At 70.8% G+C, this 19,980-nt stretch carries 17 protein-coding genes; 9 read left to right on the plus strand and 8 right to left on the minus strand.

All coding sequences use genetic code 11. The features are described from left to right. Positions 1 to 328 precede the first annotated feature (328 nt). Positions 329 to 2,053, plus strand: a complete 1,725-nt coding sequence (locus IT780_RS27320) for an endo-1,4-beta-xylanase (protein WP_199514651.1) — start codon at positions 329 to 331, stop codon at positions 2,051 to 2,053. A gap of 372 nt (positions 2,054 to 2,425) precedes the next feature. Then, positions 2,426 to 2,932, plus strand: a complete 507-nt coding sequence (locus IT780_RS27325; protein ID WP_199514652.1) for a DUF2569 family protein — start codon at positions 2,426 to 2,428, stop codon at positions 2,930 to 2,932. Between the two features lie 115 nt (positions 2,933 to 3,047). On the opposite strand, the gene IT780_RS27330 is transcribed toward IT780_RS27325, so the two are convergent. After that, positions 3,048 to 3,569, minus strand: coding sequence for a hypothetical protein (locus tag IT780_RS27330; protein WP_199514653.1), 522 nt, complete (start codon positions 3,567 to 3,569; stop codon positions 3,048 to 3,050). A gap of 113 nt (positions 3,570 to 3,682) precedes the next feature. Continuing rightward, the gene (locus IT780_RS27335; RefSeq protein ID WP_199514654.1) at positions 3,683 to 4,111 is read right to left on the minus strand and encodes a DUF3592 domain-containing protein; all 429 of its coding nucleotides are present in this window, start codon (positions 4,109 to 4,111) and stop codon (positions 3,683 to 3,685) included. Between the two features lie 217 nt (positions 4,112 to 4,328). Here IT780_RS27335 and IT780_RS27340 point away from each other — a divergent pair, with 217 nt between their 5' ends. Further along, positions 4,329 to 4,709, plus strand: a complete 381-nt coding sequence (locus IT780_RS27340) for a DUF2750 domain-containing protein (protein WP_199514655.1) — start codon at positions 4,329 to 4,331, stop codon at positions 4,707 to 4,709. 95 nt (positions 4,710 to 4,804) lie between these two features. Here the strand turns inward: IT780_RS27340 and IT780_RS27345 are convergent, their stop codons facing one another. The 4 genes from IT780_RS27345 to IT780_RS27360 form a co-directional block, all read right to left on the minus strand. Next, positions 4,805 to 5,209 (minus strand): hypothetical protein, encoded by a 405-nt coding sequence (locus IT780_RS27345; protein WP_199514656.1) that lies wholly within the window; start codon positions 5,207 to 5,209, stop codon positions 4,805 to 4,807. 84 nt (positions 5,210 to 5,293) lie between these two features. Further along, positions 5,294 to 5,461, minus strand: coding sequence for a DUF4259 domain-containing protein (locus IT780_RS42160; RefSeq protein WP_233413619.1), 168 nt, complete (start codon positions 5,459 to 5,461; stop codon positions 5,294 to 5,296). A gap of 154 nt (positions 5,462 to 5,615) precedes the next feature. After that, entirely contained in the window at positions 5,616 to 6,464 is an 849-nt protein-coding gene (gene nadE / locus IT780_RS27355; protein WP_199514657.1) for an NAD(+) synthase, read from the minus strand. 48 nt (positions 6,465 to 6,512) lie between these two features. Further along, positions 6,513 to 9,473 carry a discoidin domain-containing protein gene (locus IT780_RS27360; RefSeq protein WP_199514658.1) on the minus strand — a complete coding sequence of 987 codons (2,961 nt, stop codon included), beginning with the start codon at positions 9,471 to 9,473 and terminating at the stop codon, positions 6,513 to 6,515. A 111-nt stretch (positions 9,474 to 9,584) separates the two neighbouring features. Between IT780_RS27360 and IT780_RS27365 the strand changes: the two genes are divergently transcribed. From IT780_RS27365 to manD, 6 genes are all read left to right on the plus strand, one after another. Then, positions 9,585 to 10,433 (plus strand): SGNH/GDSL hydrolase family protein, encoded by an 849-nt coding sequence (locus tag IT780_RS27365; RefSeq protein ID WP_372443809.1) that lies wholly within the window; start codon positions 9,585 to 9,587, stop codon positions 10,431 to 10,433. 103 nt (positions 10,434 to 10,536) lie between these two features. After that, the gene (locus IT780_RS27370; RefSeq protein ID WP_199514660.1) at positions 10,537 to 11,748 is read left to right on the plus strand and encodes an extracellular solute-binding protein; all 1,212 of its coding nucleotides are present in this window, start codon (positions 10,537 to 10,539) and stop codon (positions 11,746 to 11,748) included. After that, the gene (locus tag IT780_RS27375) at positions 11,745 to 12,806 is read left to right on the plus strand and encodes an ABC transporter ATP-binding protein (protein WP_199514661.1); all 1,062 of its coding nucleotides are present in this window, start codon (positions 11,745 to 11,747) and stop codon (positions 12,804 to 12,806) included. The genes IT780_RS27370 and IT780_RS27375 overlap by 4 nt, the downstream gene beginning before the upstream one ends. Then, a complete protein-coding gene (locus IT780_RS27380; protein WP_199514662.1) occupies positions 12,803 to 13,678 on the plus strand; it encodes an ABC transporter permease in 876 nt (291 codons plus the stop codon). Before IT780_RS27375 ends, IT780_RS27380 begins: the two co-directional genes overlap by 4 nt. Beyond that, the gene (locus IT780_RS27385; protein WP_199514663.1) at positions 13,675 to 14,520 is read left to right on the plus strand and encodes an ABC transporter permease; all 846 of its coding nucleotides are present in this window, start codon (positions 13,675 to 13,677) and stop codon (positions 14,518 to 14,520) included. The genes IT780_RS27380 and IT780_RS27385 overlap by 4 nt, the downstream gene beginning before the upstream one ends. Continuing rightward, the gene (gene manD / locus IT780_RS27390) at positions 14,517 to 15,725 is read left to right on the plus strand and encodes a D-mannonate dehydratase ManD (RefSeq protein WP_199514664.1); all 1,209 of its coding nucleotides are present in this window, start codon (positions 14,517 to 14,519) and stop codon (positions 15,723 to 15,725) included. The genes IT780_RS27385 and manD overlap by 4 nt, the downstream gene beginning before the upstream one ends. A gap of 6 nt (positions 15,726 to 15,731) precedes the next feature. On the opposite strand, the gene IT780_RS27395 is transcribed toward manD, so the two are convergent. Beyond that, complete coding sequence (locus IT780_RS27395; RefSeq protein WP_199514665.1) at positions 15,732 to 17,447, minus strand: serine/threonine-protein kinase; 1,716 nt, start codon at positions 17,445 to 17,447, stop codon at positions 15,732 to 15,734. 83 nt (positions 17,448 to 17,530) lie between these two features. Next, positions 17,531 to 19,942, minus strand: coding sequence for a transglycosylase domain-containing protein (locus IT780_RS27400; RefSeq protein ID WP_199514666.1), 2,412 nt, complete (start codon positions 19,940 to 19,942; stop codon positions 17,531 to 17,533). Positions 19,943 to 19,980 lie beyond the last annotated feature (38 nt).

Genomic DNA, 19,980 nt, shown 5'->3' on the forward strand with positions numbered 1-19,980 from the left:
CACGCCCTCCGGCGTGCTCGCCGGAGTCTTCTTCTTCGCCACCGCGGAAGTATCCACGGCATCCGTCATGACGGTCATCAGGTGCGTCTCCTTGATCAGGAGTTACACCGTTCGTTTTACAGTCCCGTGCGCGAGTCCGGGTCCCACCCTGAAGGCATCGACGAGTGAGCTCGAGCATGTCGATCAGCCAGCCGGCCCAGTGTGAGCGAAGTAGTACCTTGCGGATCTCGAGCAGCAGCGGCACCAGTTCCGACTACTGCTCGGATGTCAACGGGTAATGCCTGCGCACGTGCGGTGCGACTGCACACTCTGAACGGTGGGAAACGGCATGCGGATGCATCCCCGGGCCTGGCTGGCGGTCGCGGTCGCGGTCGTGGTGGCGGCGGCCGGCGGGTGGGCGGCGGTCGGCGCCGGCGACGACGCATCGCCCGCTGACGGTACCGCCGTCGATGTTCTCACCGGCCACGACTGGACGCATCTCGCCGGGGCCACCGTCGGCCCCGGCGGGGTGCGGATCGTCGGCCTGGGAGGGCGGATCGTGCGGCAGGACGGCTCCGGCGGCCAGCCGAACCCGCCGGTCAACCTGCGCGGGCCGCGGCTTGCGGTGCGCGGCCCGGTGGAGATCACCGCCGGGGTGGATCGGCCGGCCGGCCAGTCGGCCGTGCTCATCCTGTACGGCGATGTGCCGGTGGTGTACGACGAGTGGCGGCACAATCCGCCCGGGCTGGCCGTCACCGTCACCGACGGGGAGGTGCGCCTGGCGGTCTGGGACGGGCGGGGCGACGATCCGGCGGTCCACCGCCGGGCCAAGGTGGCCGTACCGGCCGCGGCAACGGTGACCGTCACCCGGGCCGGTGGGCAGCTCACGGTCCGGCTCGGTGACGCCCGCCTGTCCGTCACCGACCCCGGGGTATTCGGCTCCGGGCGGGTGTTCTTCGGCGCCGACGCCGATGACGGCGGAACGGCGACCTCACCCGGCGGGCCGGCCGGCTGGACGTTGACCTCGTTGCGGGCCGCCGGGCTGGGCGGCGGCAGCGCCACCGTCGTCGACGCCCCGGCGCTCGGCCAGCCGGCGCCCGCGCCCGGGTCGCTGCGGGTGCTCGCAGCGGACCGCCGGGCGCTGCCCATCGGCGCTGCCGTGGCCGCCGAGCCGCTGCTGGCCGACGACGGATACCGCCGCCTGACCGCCGCCCAGTTCTCGATGCTGACCACGGAGAACGCGGTGAAGCCGCAGTTCGTCCACCCGCAGCCGGACCGCTACGACTTCACCGGGGGCGACCTGCTGGTCGACTTCGCGGCGGCCAACGGCATCGCGGTGCACGCGCACACCCTGGTCTTCGGCGAGGCCAACCCGCGCTGGATGCAGGACGCCCCGGCCGGCCGGCTCGAGCAGATCATGCTCGATCACATCAGCACCGTGGTCGGTCACTACCGCGGCCGGATCGCCGAATGGGACGTCGTCAACGAACCGCTGTCCACCGAGAGCGAGGACTACGAGGACGGGGGAACGGGGCTACGCCGGCACCTGTGGCAGCAGGCGATGGGGGAGACGTACATCGACAGGGCGTTCGCGGCGGCCCGGGCCGCCGACCCCGGCGCCAAGCTGTACCTCAACGATTTCGGCCTGGAAGCCGACGGTGAGCGCTGGGACGCGCTGCTCGGCCTGGTCGGCCGGCTCAAGCGGCGGGGAGTGCCGATCGACGGGGTCGGCTTCGAGGCGCACATCCACGAGGCCGGCGACCGGGTCACCGCGGCCGTCCTGCAGGATCACTTCGCGGACCTGGCCCGGCTCGGGCTGTCGGCCCGGGTGTCCGAGATAGATGTGTACGGCGATTCGGCTGGCGGACAGGCCGAGCAGTACGCCACCGCGTTGACCGCCTGCCTGGCTGCCCCGAACTGCACCTCGTACACCACCTGGGGCGTCACCGACCGGTACGGGTCCACCACCGAGTCCGGCACCTACCCGCCGCAGCTCGGTGACGACCTGATCTTCGACCGGAACCTGGCACCCAAGGCCGCGTTCACCGCCCTGACCCGGGTCCTGCGCGGCTGAGGTCGGTCTTCGTCGACTTTTGGCGTCGCCTTGGCGTCACGCCGTTCGACGGCACGCCGCCGGCCCGGACCGTGCGCCTCCCGACCCTCCAGTTCGGCCAGGCACGCTCCTACCGCCAGGTTGATCTATCTGCTACGGCTCCGAAGTTCCGGACTCATGTCTGGACGGGGAATGGTGCCGGCGTGCCCATGAAAAGAGACCACTGGCCAGCAGCACCTCGTTGTCGCCGGGGGCGTTCTGGCGCTGTCGCAGGACCCCCACGAAGACGGGTGCTACCACCATGGACGGCTCAGCCGATCGGCCGAAGAATGGGTTGTTACACGCCTGAACGGCGGACCTCGCGTCGCTGCCAACAAGAATGGAAGTAGACTCATGCGCCGCCCTGAAAAGCAATCCAGCACCCACATCTCGGCAGTGCAGGTACTCGAGGACGGGGCGGAGCCGATCCGTGGCTGGCTCATCGTCTACCTCGTCGTGCTGGCGGGGCTTGCGGCCCACGGCTTGGAGTTGACCATCGCGTCGCTCATCATCGGCGCCAACCCTTCGCTGGCCGGTCTCACCTCCTTCGTACCGGCGCCCGCACTGGCCTTCTACGTCGTCTCGAACACCCTTTTGATCCTGTACGCCGCACTGTTGTTCAGGCTGATGTTGCGGAGAAGGCGAGTGGCTATCGCGCACAACGTGCTCTACAACGTCCTGTCGCTATTCTTCTTGGTGGGATGGAACGCGTTCAACATGAAATCAACGCTGGGTGTCGCGATCGACGCTGCTCCGAACCTCCTGATGGCCGCTTACATTTTGCGGTCCAAGCGAGTCAGGAGAACCTTTCGAGGTAGTGTCGGCCCAGAGAAGCGGCCTGACGCACTATCTTCGGTATGAGCGTGTGCTCGGCACAGGACAGCGACACCGGGCATGACGCTGCGTGGAGCTGGTGCGCCCGTCGACGCCGGTGAGGACGGTCCGTAGCCGACCGCTTTCGAGTCAGTGCCCTGGGTCAGGTGTGGATGTCCTCGATCGGCCCGAACGTGTAGTCCCTCAAGTCGGAAGCGGTGATGGCCCCAATGGCTGCTGCCAAGCGAACTACCGAGTCTTCAGCGAACCTGAGGCAACCTTGCACGGCGGCGCGGAGCAGGGCCTCGTCAGCACCCTCACCGGCCCACCGCAGCAGGTAGGGCACGGCGGCTTCTTGTGCATGCGAGTCCACTGGGCAGTCGTAGTCTGCGGCGTAGAGCGGTTGCAGGACGAACCGGAGCACCGACATGCCTGGGGCAGCGCACCGTACTTCCACAAAGTCGCTGTCCACTACGTACGCGGCGAGGAAAGGGGCGTTGACCTGATCAGCCACCGCGCGAACGTGCTCTGCGGTCAGTGGATCGCCGCGATGCACCCGGGCGAAGCGCCAGCCGTCCTTGCCGACCCATCCGCCGTCCGGTGTGCCACCGGCGTCGCGGACGATGTCGAGGGCGGTTACGTCGACATCAGCGCGAATCAGCATCGAAGTGCCGAAGAATCCCACCGGGCGGACTCTACAAGATCATCGACCAGGAGAAGTGGTCGGCGATGCGACCCTGGGGCTGCCCACAACAAACGCTGGTCGCCATGGGCTGATTCCCTGCCGCGGAGCGGAGGTCAGACCTGCCTGGTCCGCCGGTTCCGGAACAGGCCGGCGGTCGAGGCGAACGCCGCAGCGACGGCCAGTACGGCGAGGAAGCCCGGGGCGGAGGCCCACACCGGCGTGGAGTAGCCGTCCGCGGTGGCGATCATCTCCGGATGGTCCGCGTCGACGTAAACGGTGAGCTCCGAGCCGACCGGCAGCTTGTCGATCACCCACGGATACCGCAGGTCCGCGCTGCGGGCTGTTCCTTGCACTGTGTACCTGACGGCGTACCAGTGATCGAACTCGTCGTCGTGGTCGGCGGTGACAACGGCCCGCACCTGGTCGCCCTGGTCGACGATCCGACTGCGCTGCCGGTCGTCAGCCAGGAAGACGCCGGCGGCGAGCAGGCCGAGGACGGCGGCGAGCGCCAAGCAGCTCGCGGTCCATCGGGTCCGAGTCATCGGCATGCCCTTCGCGCGGTTGATCAGTCCTCACACTGTCCTCCGGCCGCGCAAGCGAGCAAATCCCGCCGTTCCTGCCGAGCGGGGGCGTTGATGCTGTCGTCAGTAGCGGCGCAACCGATCGTACTGAATGGATGCGCGGCGCGTTTACGGCGCCAGAACAGTGCGTCAGCCGGCATGGCGCACGAGAAGCCGTAGGCAGTTAGTCTTCGAGCCGATGAGTCAGAGCGGAAGCCAAGCCGCGGCGTTCTTCCAGGAGATCGCTCGCCATCAGGTCGTCTGGTACGTGAGGAACGACCAAGGCAGTCCTGCGCCAATGACGGACAGTGGAGATCGGGCGATGCCGTACTGGTCCTCGGAAGTGAGGGCTCAGCGTGCTGTCAGGGTATGGGGTGGCGATCTACGCGTGGCGTCTATGACGCTGCAGACGTGGCGTGAACAAGACATTCCCCAGCTTGCCGAGGAGGGCCTTCGAGTTGGGCTCAATTGGACCGGCCCGAACCTCGTGGGCTGGGACTTCACGGTCGCCGAGACGCTGAACCGGCTCGACTGCGCCCTCGGCGCCCGACCACATGCCAGGCGTGAGCCACCGGACTGACACGTCAATCGGGCACCTTCGTTCTCGAACCACGCGGGTTCTCGGCGGCAGGCTCTTGTGCGTTGACCTGGCGACCTCCCTTTACTCGATGATTGTCAGAGGACAGCGTCGAGGTCGGCGTAGGAGCCCGTCTCGTAGTAGGTCTTCGTAATTCTTAGTACTTTCTCGATGTTGGTGAGGATGTTGCGCTCTGCGCAGAAGTAGCCCTGGTCGCTGGTCCACAGGCGAACGTCCTCGTCTGAGCCGGCGGGGTCGCTGTACCGCCAGTCACCCATCTGGTGGAAGAGCGCAAACCTGCTGTTCCCGCCGACCACGTTGAACATTGCCTCGTCGTCGTCCTGCAGGGTGCAGCTGAGTTGAACGATCGGAAAGAAATGGTCGTCCATCCGCCGGATTGCCGCCACCACGTCGTCCCAGCGAGGAGGTGCCGTGAAGTCAGCATCCCAAGGCCGGTCACGGTGGTAGCGGATAGCGATCAACCGGCGGACAGGTGAGGTCATGGACCACATTGTGTACGACGGGTACGCCGCACCGGGCAGCCACCACCGCGGTAGTCATAGGGTGCTGTGCTTGGTTTACATGCGTCAACACCAGCGTGCATCCATAGCGGTCCGGCCGGGGCGGATGATGCGAGCCGCTAGGGAGTGTCGATCACTGTCCCATTCTCGTTGCTCGGGGGTGGCCTGGTCCAAGTCACCGCGCCAGTCGGCAGCGGTGTCGTTGTCGAACGGTCCGACGTCCCAGGTGCCCATACTGACCCTCCAGCTCGCCGGTTGATCCCGAACTGGCCGAGAGCCATTCGCCGGCGGCAGCAATCTTGCAGGCAGCACCGGCGGAGTGCCGGTCGATCAACACAGCGCGAGTGATGGTGATTGCGGGCCGGTGCTGGTGCTGCAGTGACCGTGATCAGGCGCCCGGCCGCCACCAGGTGTCGTGGGGCGTGACCGGGAGGGCGCGCTTGTGGCGCGTCGCCAGGAAGGCCGATTCGATCCGCGCCGCCGCCTCCGGGGTGACCTCGATGCCCTCCAGGTAGTCGTCGATCTGCTGGTAGGTGACGCCCAGCGCGACCTCGTCCGGCAGGGCCGGGCGGTCGTCCTCGAGGTCGGCGGTCGGGACCTTCTGCCAGGTGCTCGCCGGGGCTCCCAGCTCGCGGAGCAGGGCCGCGCCCTGGCGTTTGGTGAGGCCGGTGAGCGGGGTGACGTCTACCGCGCCGTCTCCGTGTTTGGTGAAGAAGCCGGTCACTGCTTCCGCGGCGTGGTCGGTGCCTGCGACGAGGAGGTTGAGCTGGCCGGCGATCGCGTACTGGATCACCATGCGTTCGCGGGCCTTGATGTTGCCGCGGACGAAGTCTCGCAGGCGGGGTTCTTCGCCGAGCAGGTCGCGCAGGCCCTGCGCCGCCTCGGCTCCGACGGCGTCCGCGCTGGGGCGGACGTTCACGGCGACCGAGCGGTCGGGGCGGATGAAGTCGAGGGCGATCTGGGCGTCGTGTTCGTCGGCCTGCACCCCGTACGGCAGACGTACGGCGACGAAGGTTGCTTCCTGTCCTTCGGCCCGCAGTTCCTCCGCGGCGAGCTGGCAGAGGCGGCCGGTGAGGGTGCTGTCCTGGCCGCCGCTGATGCCCAGCACGTACCCCTGGGCCGGGGTTGACCGCAGATAGTCCTTGAGGAAGTCGACGCGCCGGCGGATCTCCGTCTTCGGCTCGACGGCCGGCCGGACGCCGAGTTCGGCGGCGATTTCCTGCTGTAGCTGGGCCATGCCCCGCACTGTACTGACTCGAAGATCGAACAGTGCGCGGCACGACGCCTAGCGCCCGAGCATGGTCACCCGGTCCAGGCTGATCGTGCCGGGGTCGAGCCGCAGGCCGACTGCCGGCGCCCAGGTCGCGGTGGTCGCCGGCGGGACGGCCGCGTCCACCGGGGCGTCGTGCAGCAGCGTCCAGGCGTCGTCGTGTTCCCGCCAGGTTGTCAGGTGCCCGGAGCGCACCACGGCGGCGAAGCGGTCGCCCGGCTGCCAGCGTACGTCCGTGCAGCAGCCCCCGGTCGCCTCCGGGCGGGAGCCGCCCGCGACCTCGACGTCCGCGCCGGACGTGCCGAAGTGGTTGTTGTACCAGGCCAGCGCGTAGTCGTCGGCGCCGGCGGCCAGGCCGAGGAAGAGGCTGTCCTCCGGCGAGGCGCCCGAGAACGAGCGCGGTTCCACCACGATCGCGGTGCCCTTGTCGCCGGCCGCGACGGGCGCGGCGAGCACGCCGAACGCACGGCCGGCCGAACTCGCCGTCAGCGCGCCGCCGGTGACCGCGAACGTCGGCGCCGCCTCGGCCGGGACGGGCCGGTCGAGCCGGTACGCCGCGGTGCGGTCGGTGCTGAAGTCGTCGTCCCACAGCGTGCGCGGGAAGTCCGCCGGGTCGAAGACGTACCGGGTGGGCGCGAGCGCGCTGCTGACGCCGGCGGGGGAGGTGGCCACCGCCCGGATCGGCAGGCCCGCCGCGACGTCGGCGTCCGGGGGCACGGTGACCTGCCAGGTGTCGGGGCCGGTCCGGCGCGCCGTCCAGCCGCGCGGCACCTGCAGCGACAGGTTCGCCGGGCCGGTGAGGCGGGTCGTCACCGTGACCGTCTTGCCGGCGTCGACCGGGACCGCGCCGTCGACGAGGCCGTCGAACCGTACGGACACGCGCGGATCGGGCTGGCGCCACAGCTGCAGCGCCGTGATGCCGACCGCACCGCCGTCGTCGCGGGCCGGCGAGACGCGCAGCCGGTCGGTGGTCAGCGGCGGGTCGATCAGCACCCGGTTCACCGCCCGGCCGACCGGCGCGGCGGGGGAGCGGGTCTGGCCGGGGACGTCGAGCCAGTCGCCCGCCGGGTTCTGGTACTGCAGGGCGTACGACTGGGGGGTGCGGACGCCGCCGCCGTCGTCGTAGAAGACGATGCGGACGTCGGAGACCACGGTGGCCGCCCCGAGGTCCACCTGCAGCCAGTCGCGGGCGTTGGGGGAGCCGTACGAGGTCCAGCGCGTGGCCGGCACGTCGAGGTGGAAGTCCTGCCCGTCGATCGCGTCGACCGCCTTGTCCCCGCGCCACGTGTAGGACGCGCTCGCCGTGGGATAGCCGGCCTCGGTGACGTTGGCGGCGTCGTCGACCAGCTCGGGCAGGTTGACCGCCGACGGCGGCCCGGTGAGTGCCACGGTCACCGGGGACAGCGAGGTCTGGGTGTGGCGCAATGTGCCGTCGACCCACACGCGCAGCCCGCGGCCCTGGCCGTACGCGGCACCGTCGCGGTCCCACACCACGGTCACGTTGCGGCCGTGGTACGGCAGGTTCTCCAGCGCGAAGTGGTCCCACCCGGCCGGCACGAGCGGGGCGAGGCGCAGCGAGTCCCCGGCCTGGGGGCGGACGCCGAGCAGCCCGGACAGCACGTTGTCGGTGAACGTGGAGTGGTTGTAGTCCTCGCTGTGGTTGCGGCCGTCGTAGATCCAGCGGTCCTCGTCGGGGTGGTGCGCCTCGGCCACGTACGGCTTGCCGTCCTTGCGCTGGGTGAGGGCGTACCCGCGCAGCAGCCCGTAGTAGTCGTCGCGGTCCACGTAGGACTGGGCCGGGTAGTCGATGAGCTGGTTCGCGAGGGCGGTGAGCGTCTGGCTGGTGGCGAAGGGCCAGCTCGGCCCGTCCCAGCGGCAGCAGCCGGCGAGCGCGTCGTGCATGAACCAGGGGCTGCGCCGCTCGGTGGTGGTGGGCCCGTACGGCGCCGCGAAGCCCTGCGGGTCGGTGAGCTGGGCCCAGGCGGCGGCGTTGGCGGCCGGCGCCATGTGGAAGTACCAGGGGATGTACCCGATCTGTTCCCGGTCGGCGATCGGCGTGCGCTGCGGGTTGCCCTCGCGCATGACGTGCTTGTAGAACGACGTACGCGGGTCCCACAGGTACTTCTCGGTGGCGTTGCGCAGGTTCGTGGCCTCGCGGTCGTAGCGCGTCGCCTTCGCCGTGTCGCCGGCCATCCGGGCGAGCACGGCCAGCGCGCGGGCGTCGCCGTACTGGTAGGCGTTGAGCGTCGGGCGGTAGCCGTCACCGCCGTGGTACGGGTCGTCGCTCTGGTACGAGCTCGCCGTGAACTCCATCGCGTCCCACACCGGCGCCTGCCAGTAGAGCCCGGTGGCGGCGTCGAAGTTGGTGTCCTTCCAGCGGGCGTACTGCCGTTCCAGCTGCGGCATCCGGTCGAGCACGAAGCGCCAGTCCCCGGTCACCTGGGCCCTGGCCACGGCCGCGTCCACCGCCCAGAACGAATACTGGTGCGCCCAGTCGGTCGCATTGTCGTTGAGCTGGTCGGTGGCGGGCTTCGGACCGGCCCCGGAGCCGGTGAGCCAGTAGTCGAGGTAGTCGTCGGCGTAGCGGCGGTCGCGCAGCCAGCGTCCCTCGTAGACGTGGTGGCCGGCGGCGGCGTCGATGCCGCCGTACGGGGCGGAGTAGCCGACCGGGCCGAGGAACTCCGAGACGATCCAGCCGTCCTGGGGGCCGGTGTACTTCAGCGCTTCCTTGTAGGTGCGCCAGCGGTAGTAGTACGTCTGCTGGATGTCGCGGTCGGGCAGGTCCACGAACGGGATGTTCGCCTCGTACCACGCGGGCTCGGCGACGTCACCGAGCAGCGCGGCGTGGTCCAGGAGGTGGGTGGTCGGCCCGACAGCGGGATAGACGGGTACGGCCGCAGCGGCGTGCGCGTGGGCGGGGGCTGCGGGAGTCGCCAGGCCGGCCAGCAGGAGGAGCGCGACAGTCCACTTCGGCATGAACGCATCTCAACAATCCTGCACAGAGATGTCAACAAATCGCACAGGGCAGTACAGCGCCGGCCGATGGCCTACAGTGTCCGTGTCGTAACCATGAGTGCTGGAGGTCTCGTGTTCCGTCGGCGGCACACCGTCGCGCTGGCCCTGCTCGGCGTCCTCGCCCTCGCGTGCGACGGCGCCGCCGCCGACCCGGCCCCCACCGGGCGGCCCAAGCCCTCCCCGGGCCTGCCGTCCTCGATGGCCGCGCTCGGCGACTCGGTCACGGCGGGTTTCGGCAGCTGCGCCGTCTTCGTCGCCTGCAGCCGCAACTCGTGGTCGACCGGCGGCTCGGACGACGTGGACAGCCACTACCGGCGGCTGCGCGAGGCGAACCCGAAGATCAAGGGCCGGGCCCGCAACTTCGCCTTCCCGGGGGCGCGCGCCGCGGACCTGCCCGCGCAGGCCCGCTCGGCGGTCGATGCGGGGGCGCAGTACGTGACCGTCCTGATCGGCGCCAACGATGCCTGCGCCGACGACGTGGCGTCCATGACGCCCGTACGCACCTTCCGGGGCCACGTCGACAAGGCGCTGTCCATCCTGCGCACGGGTCTGCCGAAGGCGCGGGTGCTGGTGGTCAGCGTCCCGGACCTGCACCGCCTCTGGCGGCTCGGTCACGACGAGCCCGCCGCGGTGCGTGCCTGGAACCGCGGCGTGTGCCCGTCGATGCTGGCGAAGCCGACCTCCACGGCCGCGGCGGACGACGAGCGCCGCGACCGCGTCGCCGAGCGCATCGACGCGTACGACGACCAGCTGGCCGAGGCCTGCGAGGCGTACGGCGGGCACTGCCGCTGGGACGGTGGCGCGGTGCACGGCGTGCGGTTCTCCCTCGACCTGGTGAACAAGGGTGACTACTTCCACCCCAACGTGAAGGGGCAGAACCGGCTGGCGGATGTCACGTACCCGGGGCGCTTCACGTGGTGAGGTTCCGGAACTTTGATCGATAAATATGGACGGTCTTGAATGTGGTTAACCGTGTCCGTAGCTTGAGGGGGCCCCTCCCGCGCTTCGAGACAGGGGAGTCCGCATGCTTGCGCGTCCCTCGGCCCGCCGCGTCGCCGCCGCCCTGGCCACCCTCCTCGTCCTCGCCGCCTGCAGCGCCCCGGACTCCGGCGGCTCCGCCGCGCCGCAGGGCGACGCGCCGGCCAGACCGAGCCGGGCGGTCACCCTCAACATCCTCGACGTCGCCGGGAACCTGCAGCTCACCCAGGGCATGATCGAGGACTTCGTGGCCAGCAACACCGACGTGGTCTCGCGCGTCACGTACGCCAAGGCGACCGCCCCGGAGCTGGTCGGCAAGATCAAGGCGCAGCAGGACGCCAACCGCGTCGACATCGACCTTGTCCTCACCGGCGTGGACGGCCTCTCCGCCGGCCTGCAGCAGGGACTCTGGACGCCGCTGCTGCCCAAGTACGCCGACCGGCTGCCCGGCATGCGCGAGTACCTGCCCGGCGCCGCCGCGATGCAGAAGCTCGCCGGTGACGCCGGAGTGACCGTCACCTACTACCCGTCCGGGCCGCTGCTCGAATACCTGCCCGCCAAGGTGCCGAACCCGCCGAAGACCGCCCAGGAGCTGCTCGCGTACGCGAAGGCGAACCCGGGCGCCGTCCAGTACGCGCGACCGTCCAACTCGGGCCCCGGCCGTACGCTGCTCATGGGGTTGCCCTATCTGCTCGGCGACCGCGACCCGAAGGACCCGGTCAACGGCTGGGACAAGACCTGGGCGTACCTGAAGGAGCTGGACAAGAGCATCACGCTCTACCCCTCGGGCACCAGCGAGACGATGAAGAACCTCGCCAACGGGTCGGCGAAGATCATCGCCACCACCACCGGCTGGGACATCAACCCGCGCGTGCTGGGCACGGTGCCCAAGGAGGCGAAGGTCGCGGCGCTGCAGAACTTCCACTGGGTGACCGACGCGCACTACGCCGTCATCCCGCGCGGCGTGCCCGCCGACGACCAGGCCGCCGTCCTGCTGCTGCTCGCCCACATGCTCACCAAGGAACAGCAGGCCAAGGCATACGACCAGGGCTACTTCTACCCGGGTCCGGCGGTGCAGGGCGTCGAGCTCGCCGCCGCACCGCAGGACAGCCGCGAGGCCATCGGCGAGTACGGCCGCCCCGAGTACGCCGATCTCATCGCCTCCCACCCGCTCGAGGTGCCGCTCGGCGCCAAGGAACTGGTCGCCGCGTTCGACCGCTGGGACCGGGAGATCGGCGGCGCCAAGGTGCGCAAGTGAGCGAGCCCGGCTTCCGCGAGCTGCGGCTGGACGGGGTGGGCCGCAGCTTCGGCGGCCGTGAGGCCCTCGCAGGGCTGACCCTGACCATCCGCAAAGGCGAGTTCATCGCGCTGCTGGGACCGTCGGGCTGCGGCAAGTCCACCGCGCTGAACTGCCTCGCCGGGCTGCTCCCGCTCACCCGCGGCAGCATCTGGCGCGACGACGCCCGGCTCGACACCGTCCCGCCCGAACGCCGCGGCTTCGGCATGGTCTTCCAGAACTACGCGCTCTTCCCGCACCTGACCGTGCGCCGCAACGTCGCTTTCGGGCTGCAGATGCGCCGCGTGCCGCGTGCGGAGACCCGCCGGCGGGTCGACGAGGCGCTGCGGCTGGTGCACCTGGGGGAGCACGCCGGGAAACTGCCCGGGCAGCTCTCCGGCGGCCAGCAGCAGCGGGTGGCCATCGCGCGGGCGGTCGTTCTCGAGCCGTCGCTGGTGCTCATGGACGAGCCGCTGTCCAACCTGGACGCCAAGCTGCGCCTCGAGATGCGCACGGAGATCCGCCGCCTGCACCAGACGCTCGGCCTGACCACCGTGTACGTGACGCACGACCAGGAGGAGGCGCTGTCGCTGGCCGACCGGCTCGTCGTGCTGCGCGAGGGCCGGGTGGAGCAGATCGGCACCCCGGAGGAGGTGCACGGCAGCCCGGTCAGCCGGCACGTCGCCGACTTCATGGGCTACCGCAACCTGCTGCCGCTCAAGGCCGAGCCGCCGGCCGCCGGCCGGGTCACCGTGGGCGGGGAGGGCATCACAATGACCGGTACGCCGGTCGGGGCGATCGCGGCGGGCGACCTCGTGGTGGCCGCCGCCCGTCCCGAGGACCTGAGCATCGCCACCGAGGGCGTACCGGCCACGGTGGAGGTTGTCGAATACCAGGGCCGGGAGGTCGCCGTCGAGGCGCGGACGGAGGCGGGCATCGCCCTGTTCCTGCGCGGCCCCACCCGGCCCGCGCCCGGCGACCGCATCCACGTCGCGGTCGACCCGGCCCGGCTGCTCGTGTTCCCCCGGGACGACCCGTGACCGCGCTGCGGCACCGGCTCGCCGACCGCGGCATCGACCGGCACCTGCTCCTGCTGCTCCCGGCCGCCGTGTTCGTGGTGGTGCTGTTCATCTACCCGTTCTTCTACGGCATCGGCCTGTCGCTGCAACCCGCCGAGGGCGGCCCGCTGGGGGCGTACCGGCGGTTCTTCACCGACGCGTACCTGCGCGACACCATCACCACCACGCTCGGGCTGGCGCTGCCGGCCGCGCTGCTGAACGTGCTGGCGTCCGTGCCGATCGCGTACCGGATGCGCGGCCGGTACCGCGGCAAGCGCGTGCTGACCACCCTGCTCGTCCTGCCGATCACCCTCGGGACCGTGCTCACCGCGCAGGGCCTGCTGAACTTCCTGGGGCCCACCGGCTGGTTCAACCGGGTGCTGCAGAGCACCGGCCTGACCGACGCGCCGGTACGCCTGACGAACAACTACTGGGGTGTGTTCTTCTCGCTGGTGATCACCGGCTTCCCGTTCGCGTTCCTGCTCGTCAGCTCGTACCTGTCGGGCATCGATCCCGCGCTGGAACGCGCCGCCGCGACGCTGGGAGCCGGCGCGGTCCAGCGGTTCCGCCGGGTCACGCTGCCGCTGCTCGCACCCGGGCTGGCCACCACGTTCTGCCTCACCTTCGTGCTGGCGTTCAGCGTGTTCCCGTCCGCGGTGCTGGTGGGCGACCCGGCCGGCGAGACGCGGGTCATCTCGATCGCCGCGTACGAGGCCGCCTACGTGCAGTACGACTACGTCCTCGCCTCCGCCATCGCGGTCATCATGGGCGTGGTCGAGCTCGTCGTCCTCGGCCTCGTCCTCGGCTGGCGGGCGCTGCTCTACACCGGCTCGACCGCGGGAGGCAAAGGATGACGGAGCTGCGGCCGCGCCGCCTCACCGGCAGCCCGCTCGGCTGGCTGATCTGGGGCGTGGTGATCTTCTTCTTCGTCAACCTGGCCGGCGTCATCGTGGCCGTCGTCGTCAGCTCGTTCGGCCGCCGCTGGTTCGACACGTGGCTGCCGCAGGGCTGGACGGCGGACTGGTACGGCCGGGCGTGGCGGGACTTCACGCTCGGCCCGGTCCTCGTCGTCACCCTCGAGGTGGCGGTGCTCGTCGTCGGCATCTCGCTGCTCATCGGGGTGCCCGCGGCGTACGCGCTGGCCCGCGCCTCGTTCCCCGGCCGGCGCCTGCTGCTCCTGCTGTTCCTCCTGCCGATCCTCATGCCGCCGATCACGTACGGCATCCCGCTGGCCACGGTGCTCTACAAGTACGGCTTCGCCGGCCACCTCTCCGGCGTGGTGCTGGCCAACCTCGTGCCGTCCGTACCGTTCGTCATCCTGACCATGACGCCGTTCATCGAGCAGATCGACCCGGCGATCGAGCGCGCCGCGCGGATGTGCGGCGCGCGGACGTGGCAGGTGTTCCTGCGGGTGCTGGCGCCGCTGTCGGTGCCGGGCATCCTCGCCGCGGCGATCCTCGTGCTCGTACGCACGGTCGGGATGTTCGAGCTGACCTTCCTCACCGCCGGCCCGGACTCGCAGACGCTCGTCGTCGCGCTCTACTACTCGATGTCGTCCGCCGGCATCCGCGCGCAGCAGTCCGTCGACGCGATGGCGGTCATCTACACCTCGATGATGCTGGTGCTGCTCGTCGTGGCCCTGCGGTTCGTGAACCCGACGCAGCTGGTGGCACGCGTCGGGGACGAGGAGAAGTGAGGATCACCGAGGCCCGGGTCGTCGTCACCTGCCCCGGGCGCAACTTCGTGACGCTGAAGGTGGTCACCGACGACGGGGTCACCGGGGTCGGCGACGCCACCCTCAACGGGCGTGAGCTGGCCGTGGCGGCGTACCTGCGGGAACACGTCATCCCGGCGCTCATCGGGCGCGATCCCGCGCGCATCGAGGACACCTGGCAGTACCTCTACAAGGGCGCGTACTGGCGGCGGGGGCCGGTCACGATGACCGCGATCGCCGCCGTCGACACCGCGCTGTGGGACATCAAGGGCAAGGTGGCCGGGCTCCCGGTGTACCAGCTGCTGGGCGGGCGGTCCCGCGACGGCGTCACCGTGTACGCCCACGCCAACGCGGAGACGGTCGACGGGGTGCTCGGCGAGGTGGCCCGGCTCGTCGACGCCGGGTACCGGGCAGTCCGCGTGCAGACCGGCGTGCCCGGGCTGGCCACCACGTACGGCGTCAGCGCGGGCGGGACGCCGTACGAGCCCGCCGACGCCGCCGTGCCGTCCGAGGCGGTCTGGTCCACCCGCCGCTACCTCAACCACGTGCCGTCGGTGTTCCGCCGGATCCGCGACGAGTTCGGACCCCAGCTGATGCTGCTGCACGACGTGCACCACCGGCTCACCCCGATCGAGGCGGCCCGGCTCGGTGCGGCGCTGGAGCCGTACGACCTGACCTGGATGGAGGATCCCGTCCCGGCCGAGCTGCAGGAGGGTTTCCGGCTGATCCGGCGGCACACCACGACGCCGATCGCGGTCGGGGAGGTCCTCACCAGCATCTGGGACTGCCGGCAGCTCATCACCGAGCAGCTCATCGACTACATCCGCGCCACCGTCGTGCACGCCGGCGGCATCAGCCACCTGCGCCGCATCTTCGACCTCGCCAACCTCTACCACGTGCGCAGCGGCTCGCACGGCGCCACGGATCTGTCCCCGGTGTGCATGGCGGCCGCGCTGCACCTCGACATCAGCATCCCCAACTTCGGGCTGCAGGAGCACATGCCGCACACCGCCGAGACCGACGCGGTGTTCCCGCACGGCTACCGGTTCGCCGACGGATATCTGCATCCCTCGGAGACGCCGGGGCTGGGCGTCGACATCGACGAGGAACTCGCCGCGCGGTACCCGTACCGGCCGGCCTCGCTGCCGGTGAACCGCCTCGAGGACGGCACGCTGCACAGCTGGTGACCCGGCTCAGACCTCGTCGGTCGAGACGGACGCGGTACCGGACGAGCAGGTGACGGTCATCCTGATCCGCTCATTGCCGTGCCGGAAGGTCGCCGACGCCGCGGCGGCCGGCCCGGCGTCCACCCCGTCGACCTTGTACGGCCGCGTCGCCGACCACGACAGCAGCTGCGCCCGGCCCGCCTCCGGGCAGCTCGCCCGTACCGAACCGCCGTCCGAGGAGAACGTGTACTCGCGGGCCGGCTCCTCGGGCTCGGTGGTGGCCGTCGGCCGCGGGGTCGTCGTCGTGGCGGTGGCGCCGCCGGTGGTGGCGGTCGCCCGCGGCGGCTCGGTGCCCGCGGTGCCGCCGGCGCCGTCCGGGCCCCCACCCGCCGTCGTCCCGGCCGTGGCGGGTGCCGTCGCCGGGGTGGTCTGGGACACCGGCTTGCGCGGCGTGGTGGCCCCCGGCTCCGGCACCGCGGCGCCGCCGGAGGACGCGGGGGCGACCGGCTGGGCCTCCGTGGGTTCGTCCTCGCCCCCGTGGCCGGGCAAGAGCAGCCACAGCACGGCGGCGAGGGCGACCACGGCCGCGGCGACCATGGCGAGCCGGACCCTCCGGCGCGATGTCCGTTGCCCGCCGGCGGGCGGGGCCGCTGCCGCCGCTGCCGAGGTCGCTGCCGGCGTCGCTGCTGTGCCCGCCGCCGTCTCGGCTGTCGTCTCCGCGGCCGGACGCAGCGGCACGGCATCCGGGTGGGCCACCGCGCTCGCTGCCGCGGCGTCGCCGGCCGCCGCGCCGCCCGCCGCGGCGCCGCCCGCCACCGCGCCGTTGGTGGCCGCTGTCGTGGCGTCGCGGCGGATCAGCACGGACGGGGTGGGGTCCACGGCGGTGGCACCGTCGGCGCGGAACGGCTCGTCCGCCACCACGCGCAGGCCGGCGCCCTGGGCCAGCAGCGCGGCCGCCTCCCGGGCGCTCGGGCGCAGCGTCACGTCCTTGTTCAGGCAGCGGTTGCACAGGTCCACCACGTACCCGGGCACACCGGGCAACTGCGGCAGCGGCTCCGGCGCCACGTAGATGTGGGCGGACAGCATCTGCGTCGTGGTGTCCGCCGACCAGGGCGAGTGGCCGGAGAGCAGGCGGTAGAGCAGGACGCCGAGGGCGTACACGTCGGAGGCCGGGTCCACCGCATCGTCGGTCAGCCGCTCCGGCGCCAGGTAGGCCGGGGTGCCGTACACCTCGGCGTCGAGGTCGCCGGTGCCGGACCGGCTGATCGCCGCGGCGATGCCGAAGTCGACGACCTTGGCGCCGGTCTCGGCGAGCAGCACGTTCGCGGGCTTGATGTCACGATGCACCAGGCCGTCGGCGTGCGCGGCGGCGAGCGCGGCGGCCACCTCGGCGCACACCCGCATCGCGAACCGGGGCGACATCGGGGCGTGCATCCGGTCGTGCAGCGGTACGCCGCGGACCAGCTCCATCACGATGTACGGCACCGCGGTGCCCGGCGCCGAGGACTCGCCGTAGTCGTACACCTGGGCGATGTTGGGGTGCGACAGCCCCGCCGCCGCCCGCGCCTCCTGGTGGATCCGCCGCCGGGACTCCGGGTCGCCCATGTGCCGGGCGGCGAGGACCTTGACGGCGACCGTGCGATCGAGGATCTCGTCGCGGGCCCGCCAGACCACGGACATGCCGCCGCGGCCGAGCGGGGCGAGAAGAACGTAGCGGCCGCCGAGCCGCTGATGCACCTCCATGCCGAGGCAGTCTGCCGGTATCGACGACGATCTGCATCCCCGACCCCCCTGAAAGGGGCCGGGGAGGCGTCCGGAGTCCGTTTCTACCGCGGTCCCGGGCGGCCCGGGCCGCGTCCGGGTGGGTTGCCCGGCTGGTTGCCGGGCTGGTTGCCGGGCGTCTGCGCCGGGCCGCCGCTGACCTGGATGCTGACGAAGCCGCCCTTGACCGTCGTGCCGGACGGGTCGGTGCCGGCCGCCGTGCCCTTCGGGCAGGACGAGGTCACCTCGGCGCCGGTGGCCGCGATGAAGCCGGCGTTCTGCAGCAGCGACGTGGCCTCCGAGATGCTGCGGCACGTGACGTCGGGCACGGACCGCTGCTCGCCCTTCGCGATCTTGGTGCCCGACGGCTTCCTGAACTCCTCGTCCGGCTCGCCCTTCATGATGTCGCGCACGGTCTTCTGGACCGCGGGGTTCACCACGCCGTGCAGCATCCGGTACGGGTGATTCTGATAGTCCGGGTTCACCAGGTAGCCCGCGACGACGATCTTCGTGGTGCCGACGATCAGCGAGGCGGTCTTGTCGTTGTCGGTCGTGCCGGTCTTGCCGAAGACGGGGTGCCCGACGATGCCGTGGGTGTCGCCGGCGGTGGAGCCCCGGCAGCCGCCCAGCTGCGCGGAGTCGCCGACCGGGCAGCGCGCCGCATCGATGGCCGCGCGTGCCACGTCCTTCGGGGTGGCCCGCTTGCACTGCGGCTTGCCGACGTCCAGCTTCTCCCCGGAGGCGGCGGTGATCTGCTGGACCGGCGTCGGCTGGCAGTACATGCCGTCGCCGGCCAGGGTGGCGTACGCGTTGGCCATGTCCAGCGGCGTCGAGTCGGCCACGCCGAGGGTGAACGAGCCCCAGTCGTGGGCGTACCGGGTCGCCAGCTCGTTGTCGTGGGGGTTGCGGAACTTCACGCCGAACCGCTTCGCCACGTCGACGACCTTCTCGGCGCCGACGCTCTCCTCCAGCGGCACGAAGTACGTGTTGACCGAGCTGCCGAAGCCCGTCCACATGTTGTACGGGCCCTTCTCCGACTGCGACGCGTTGGTCGGGCAGTAGTGCCCACCGCATTCAGCCGGCGCGCCGGAGTCCAGGTAGGTGGGCGACTTGTACCGCCAGGTGGTGTTGATCGGGTACGCCAGCGGATAGCCGTTCTCCAGCGCCGCCACCATCGTGAACATCTTGAACACCGAGCCGGCCTGGTAGCCGGTGATGTCGCCGCCGCCGGTCAGCAGCGGGTTGGTGGTGTTCGGGTACGTGCCGCGCTTGCCCTTCTTGCGCAGGGCGGGGTTCGAGGAGAGCTTGTTCTCCGGATGGGCCGGATCATCGATCTTGAACCGCCGGTTGGCGGCCAGCGCGCGGACCCGGCCCGTGCCCGGCTCGATCCCGGCGAGCAGCAGCGCGTCGCGGTCCTTCACGCCGATCTGCTTGGAGATGTTCTTGCGGGCCGCGGTCTGCGCCTTGATGTCCAGCGAGGTGCGGACCGTGTAGCCGCCGCTCTTGAGCCGCCGCTCCCGCTCGAACACGGTGGCGCCGAACTCCGGGCGGCTGAGCCACCAGCGGTAGAAGTAGTCGCAGAAGAAGCCCCAGCTGTTGGTCGTGACCGAGGTGCAGCCGTTGCCGCTGCGCTTGACCGTGCGCTTGAGCGGGACCTTGACGGCGTCCGCGGCCTGCTGCGGGGTGATGTAGCCGAGGTCGCGCATGTTGCCGATGACCCAGTTGCGCCGGTCGAGCGCCTTCGGGTAGCCGATCGTCGTGGTGGGGTTGAAGCCGGTCGGCGCCTTCACCATGCCGGCCAGCAGCGCCGCCTCGGCCACCGTGAGGTTCTTGGCCTGCTTCTGGAAGTAGACCTGGCTGGCGGCGGAGATGCCGTACGCGCCGTTGCCGAAGGGCGCGGTGTTGAGGTAGCGCTCGAGGATCTGCGGCTTGGTCAGCTCCTTCTCGACCTGCATCGCGTACTTCATCTCGGTGAGCTTGCGCCGCGCCGTGCCCTCGGTGGCGTCGACGACCTCCTGCGGGGTGGACGCCGTGTACGAGAGCGACATCTTGACGTACTGCATGGTCAGCGTGGACGCGCCCTGGCGGTCGTTCTTGCCGCTGTTGTTGACGAACGCCCGCGCGATGCCCTTCACGTCGACGCCGTTGTGGTGGAAGAACTGGTGGTCCTCGGCGGCGACGATGGCGTCCTGCATCGTCTTGGAGATGTCCTTGAGCGGCACCTCGCGGCGGAACTCCTCCCAGAACACGGCCACCTTCGTCTTGCCGTCGGCCGCGTACAGCGTGGTGACCTGCGGGGCGGTCACGTGCTTGAGCTGGCTCGGCAGGCTGTCGAACGACTCGCCGCCGGCCTTGGCAGCCAGGCCGGACATGGCCACCGCGGGAAACGCCGCCGCCGCGACGACCACGCCGGAGGCGAGGCCGCAGATCAGCAGGGCAGCCGCGTTCGTGAGGGGTTTGTGCTCGCGTCGGCGCATCGGGTGCCAGGTCCAAACGTCGATAGTCGTCAGCGTGC

Origin of the sequence: Nucisporomicrobium flavum (assembly GCF_016464385.1) — a bacterium.
Taxonomy (GTDB): Bacteria; Actinomycetota; Actinomycetes; order Mycobacteriales; family Micromonosporaceae; genus Actinoplanes; species Actinoplanes flavus_A.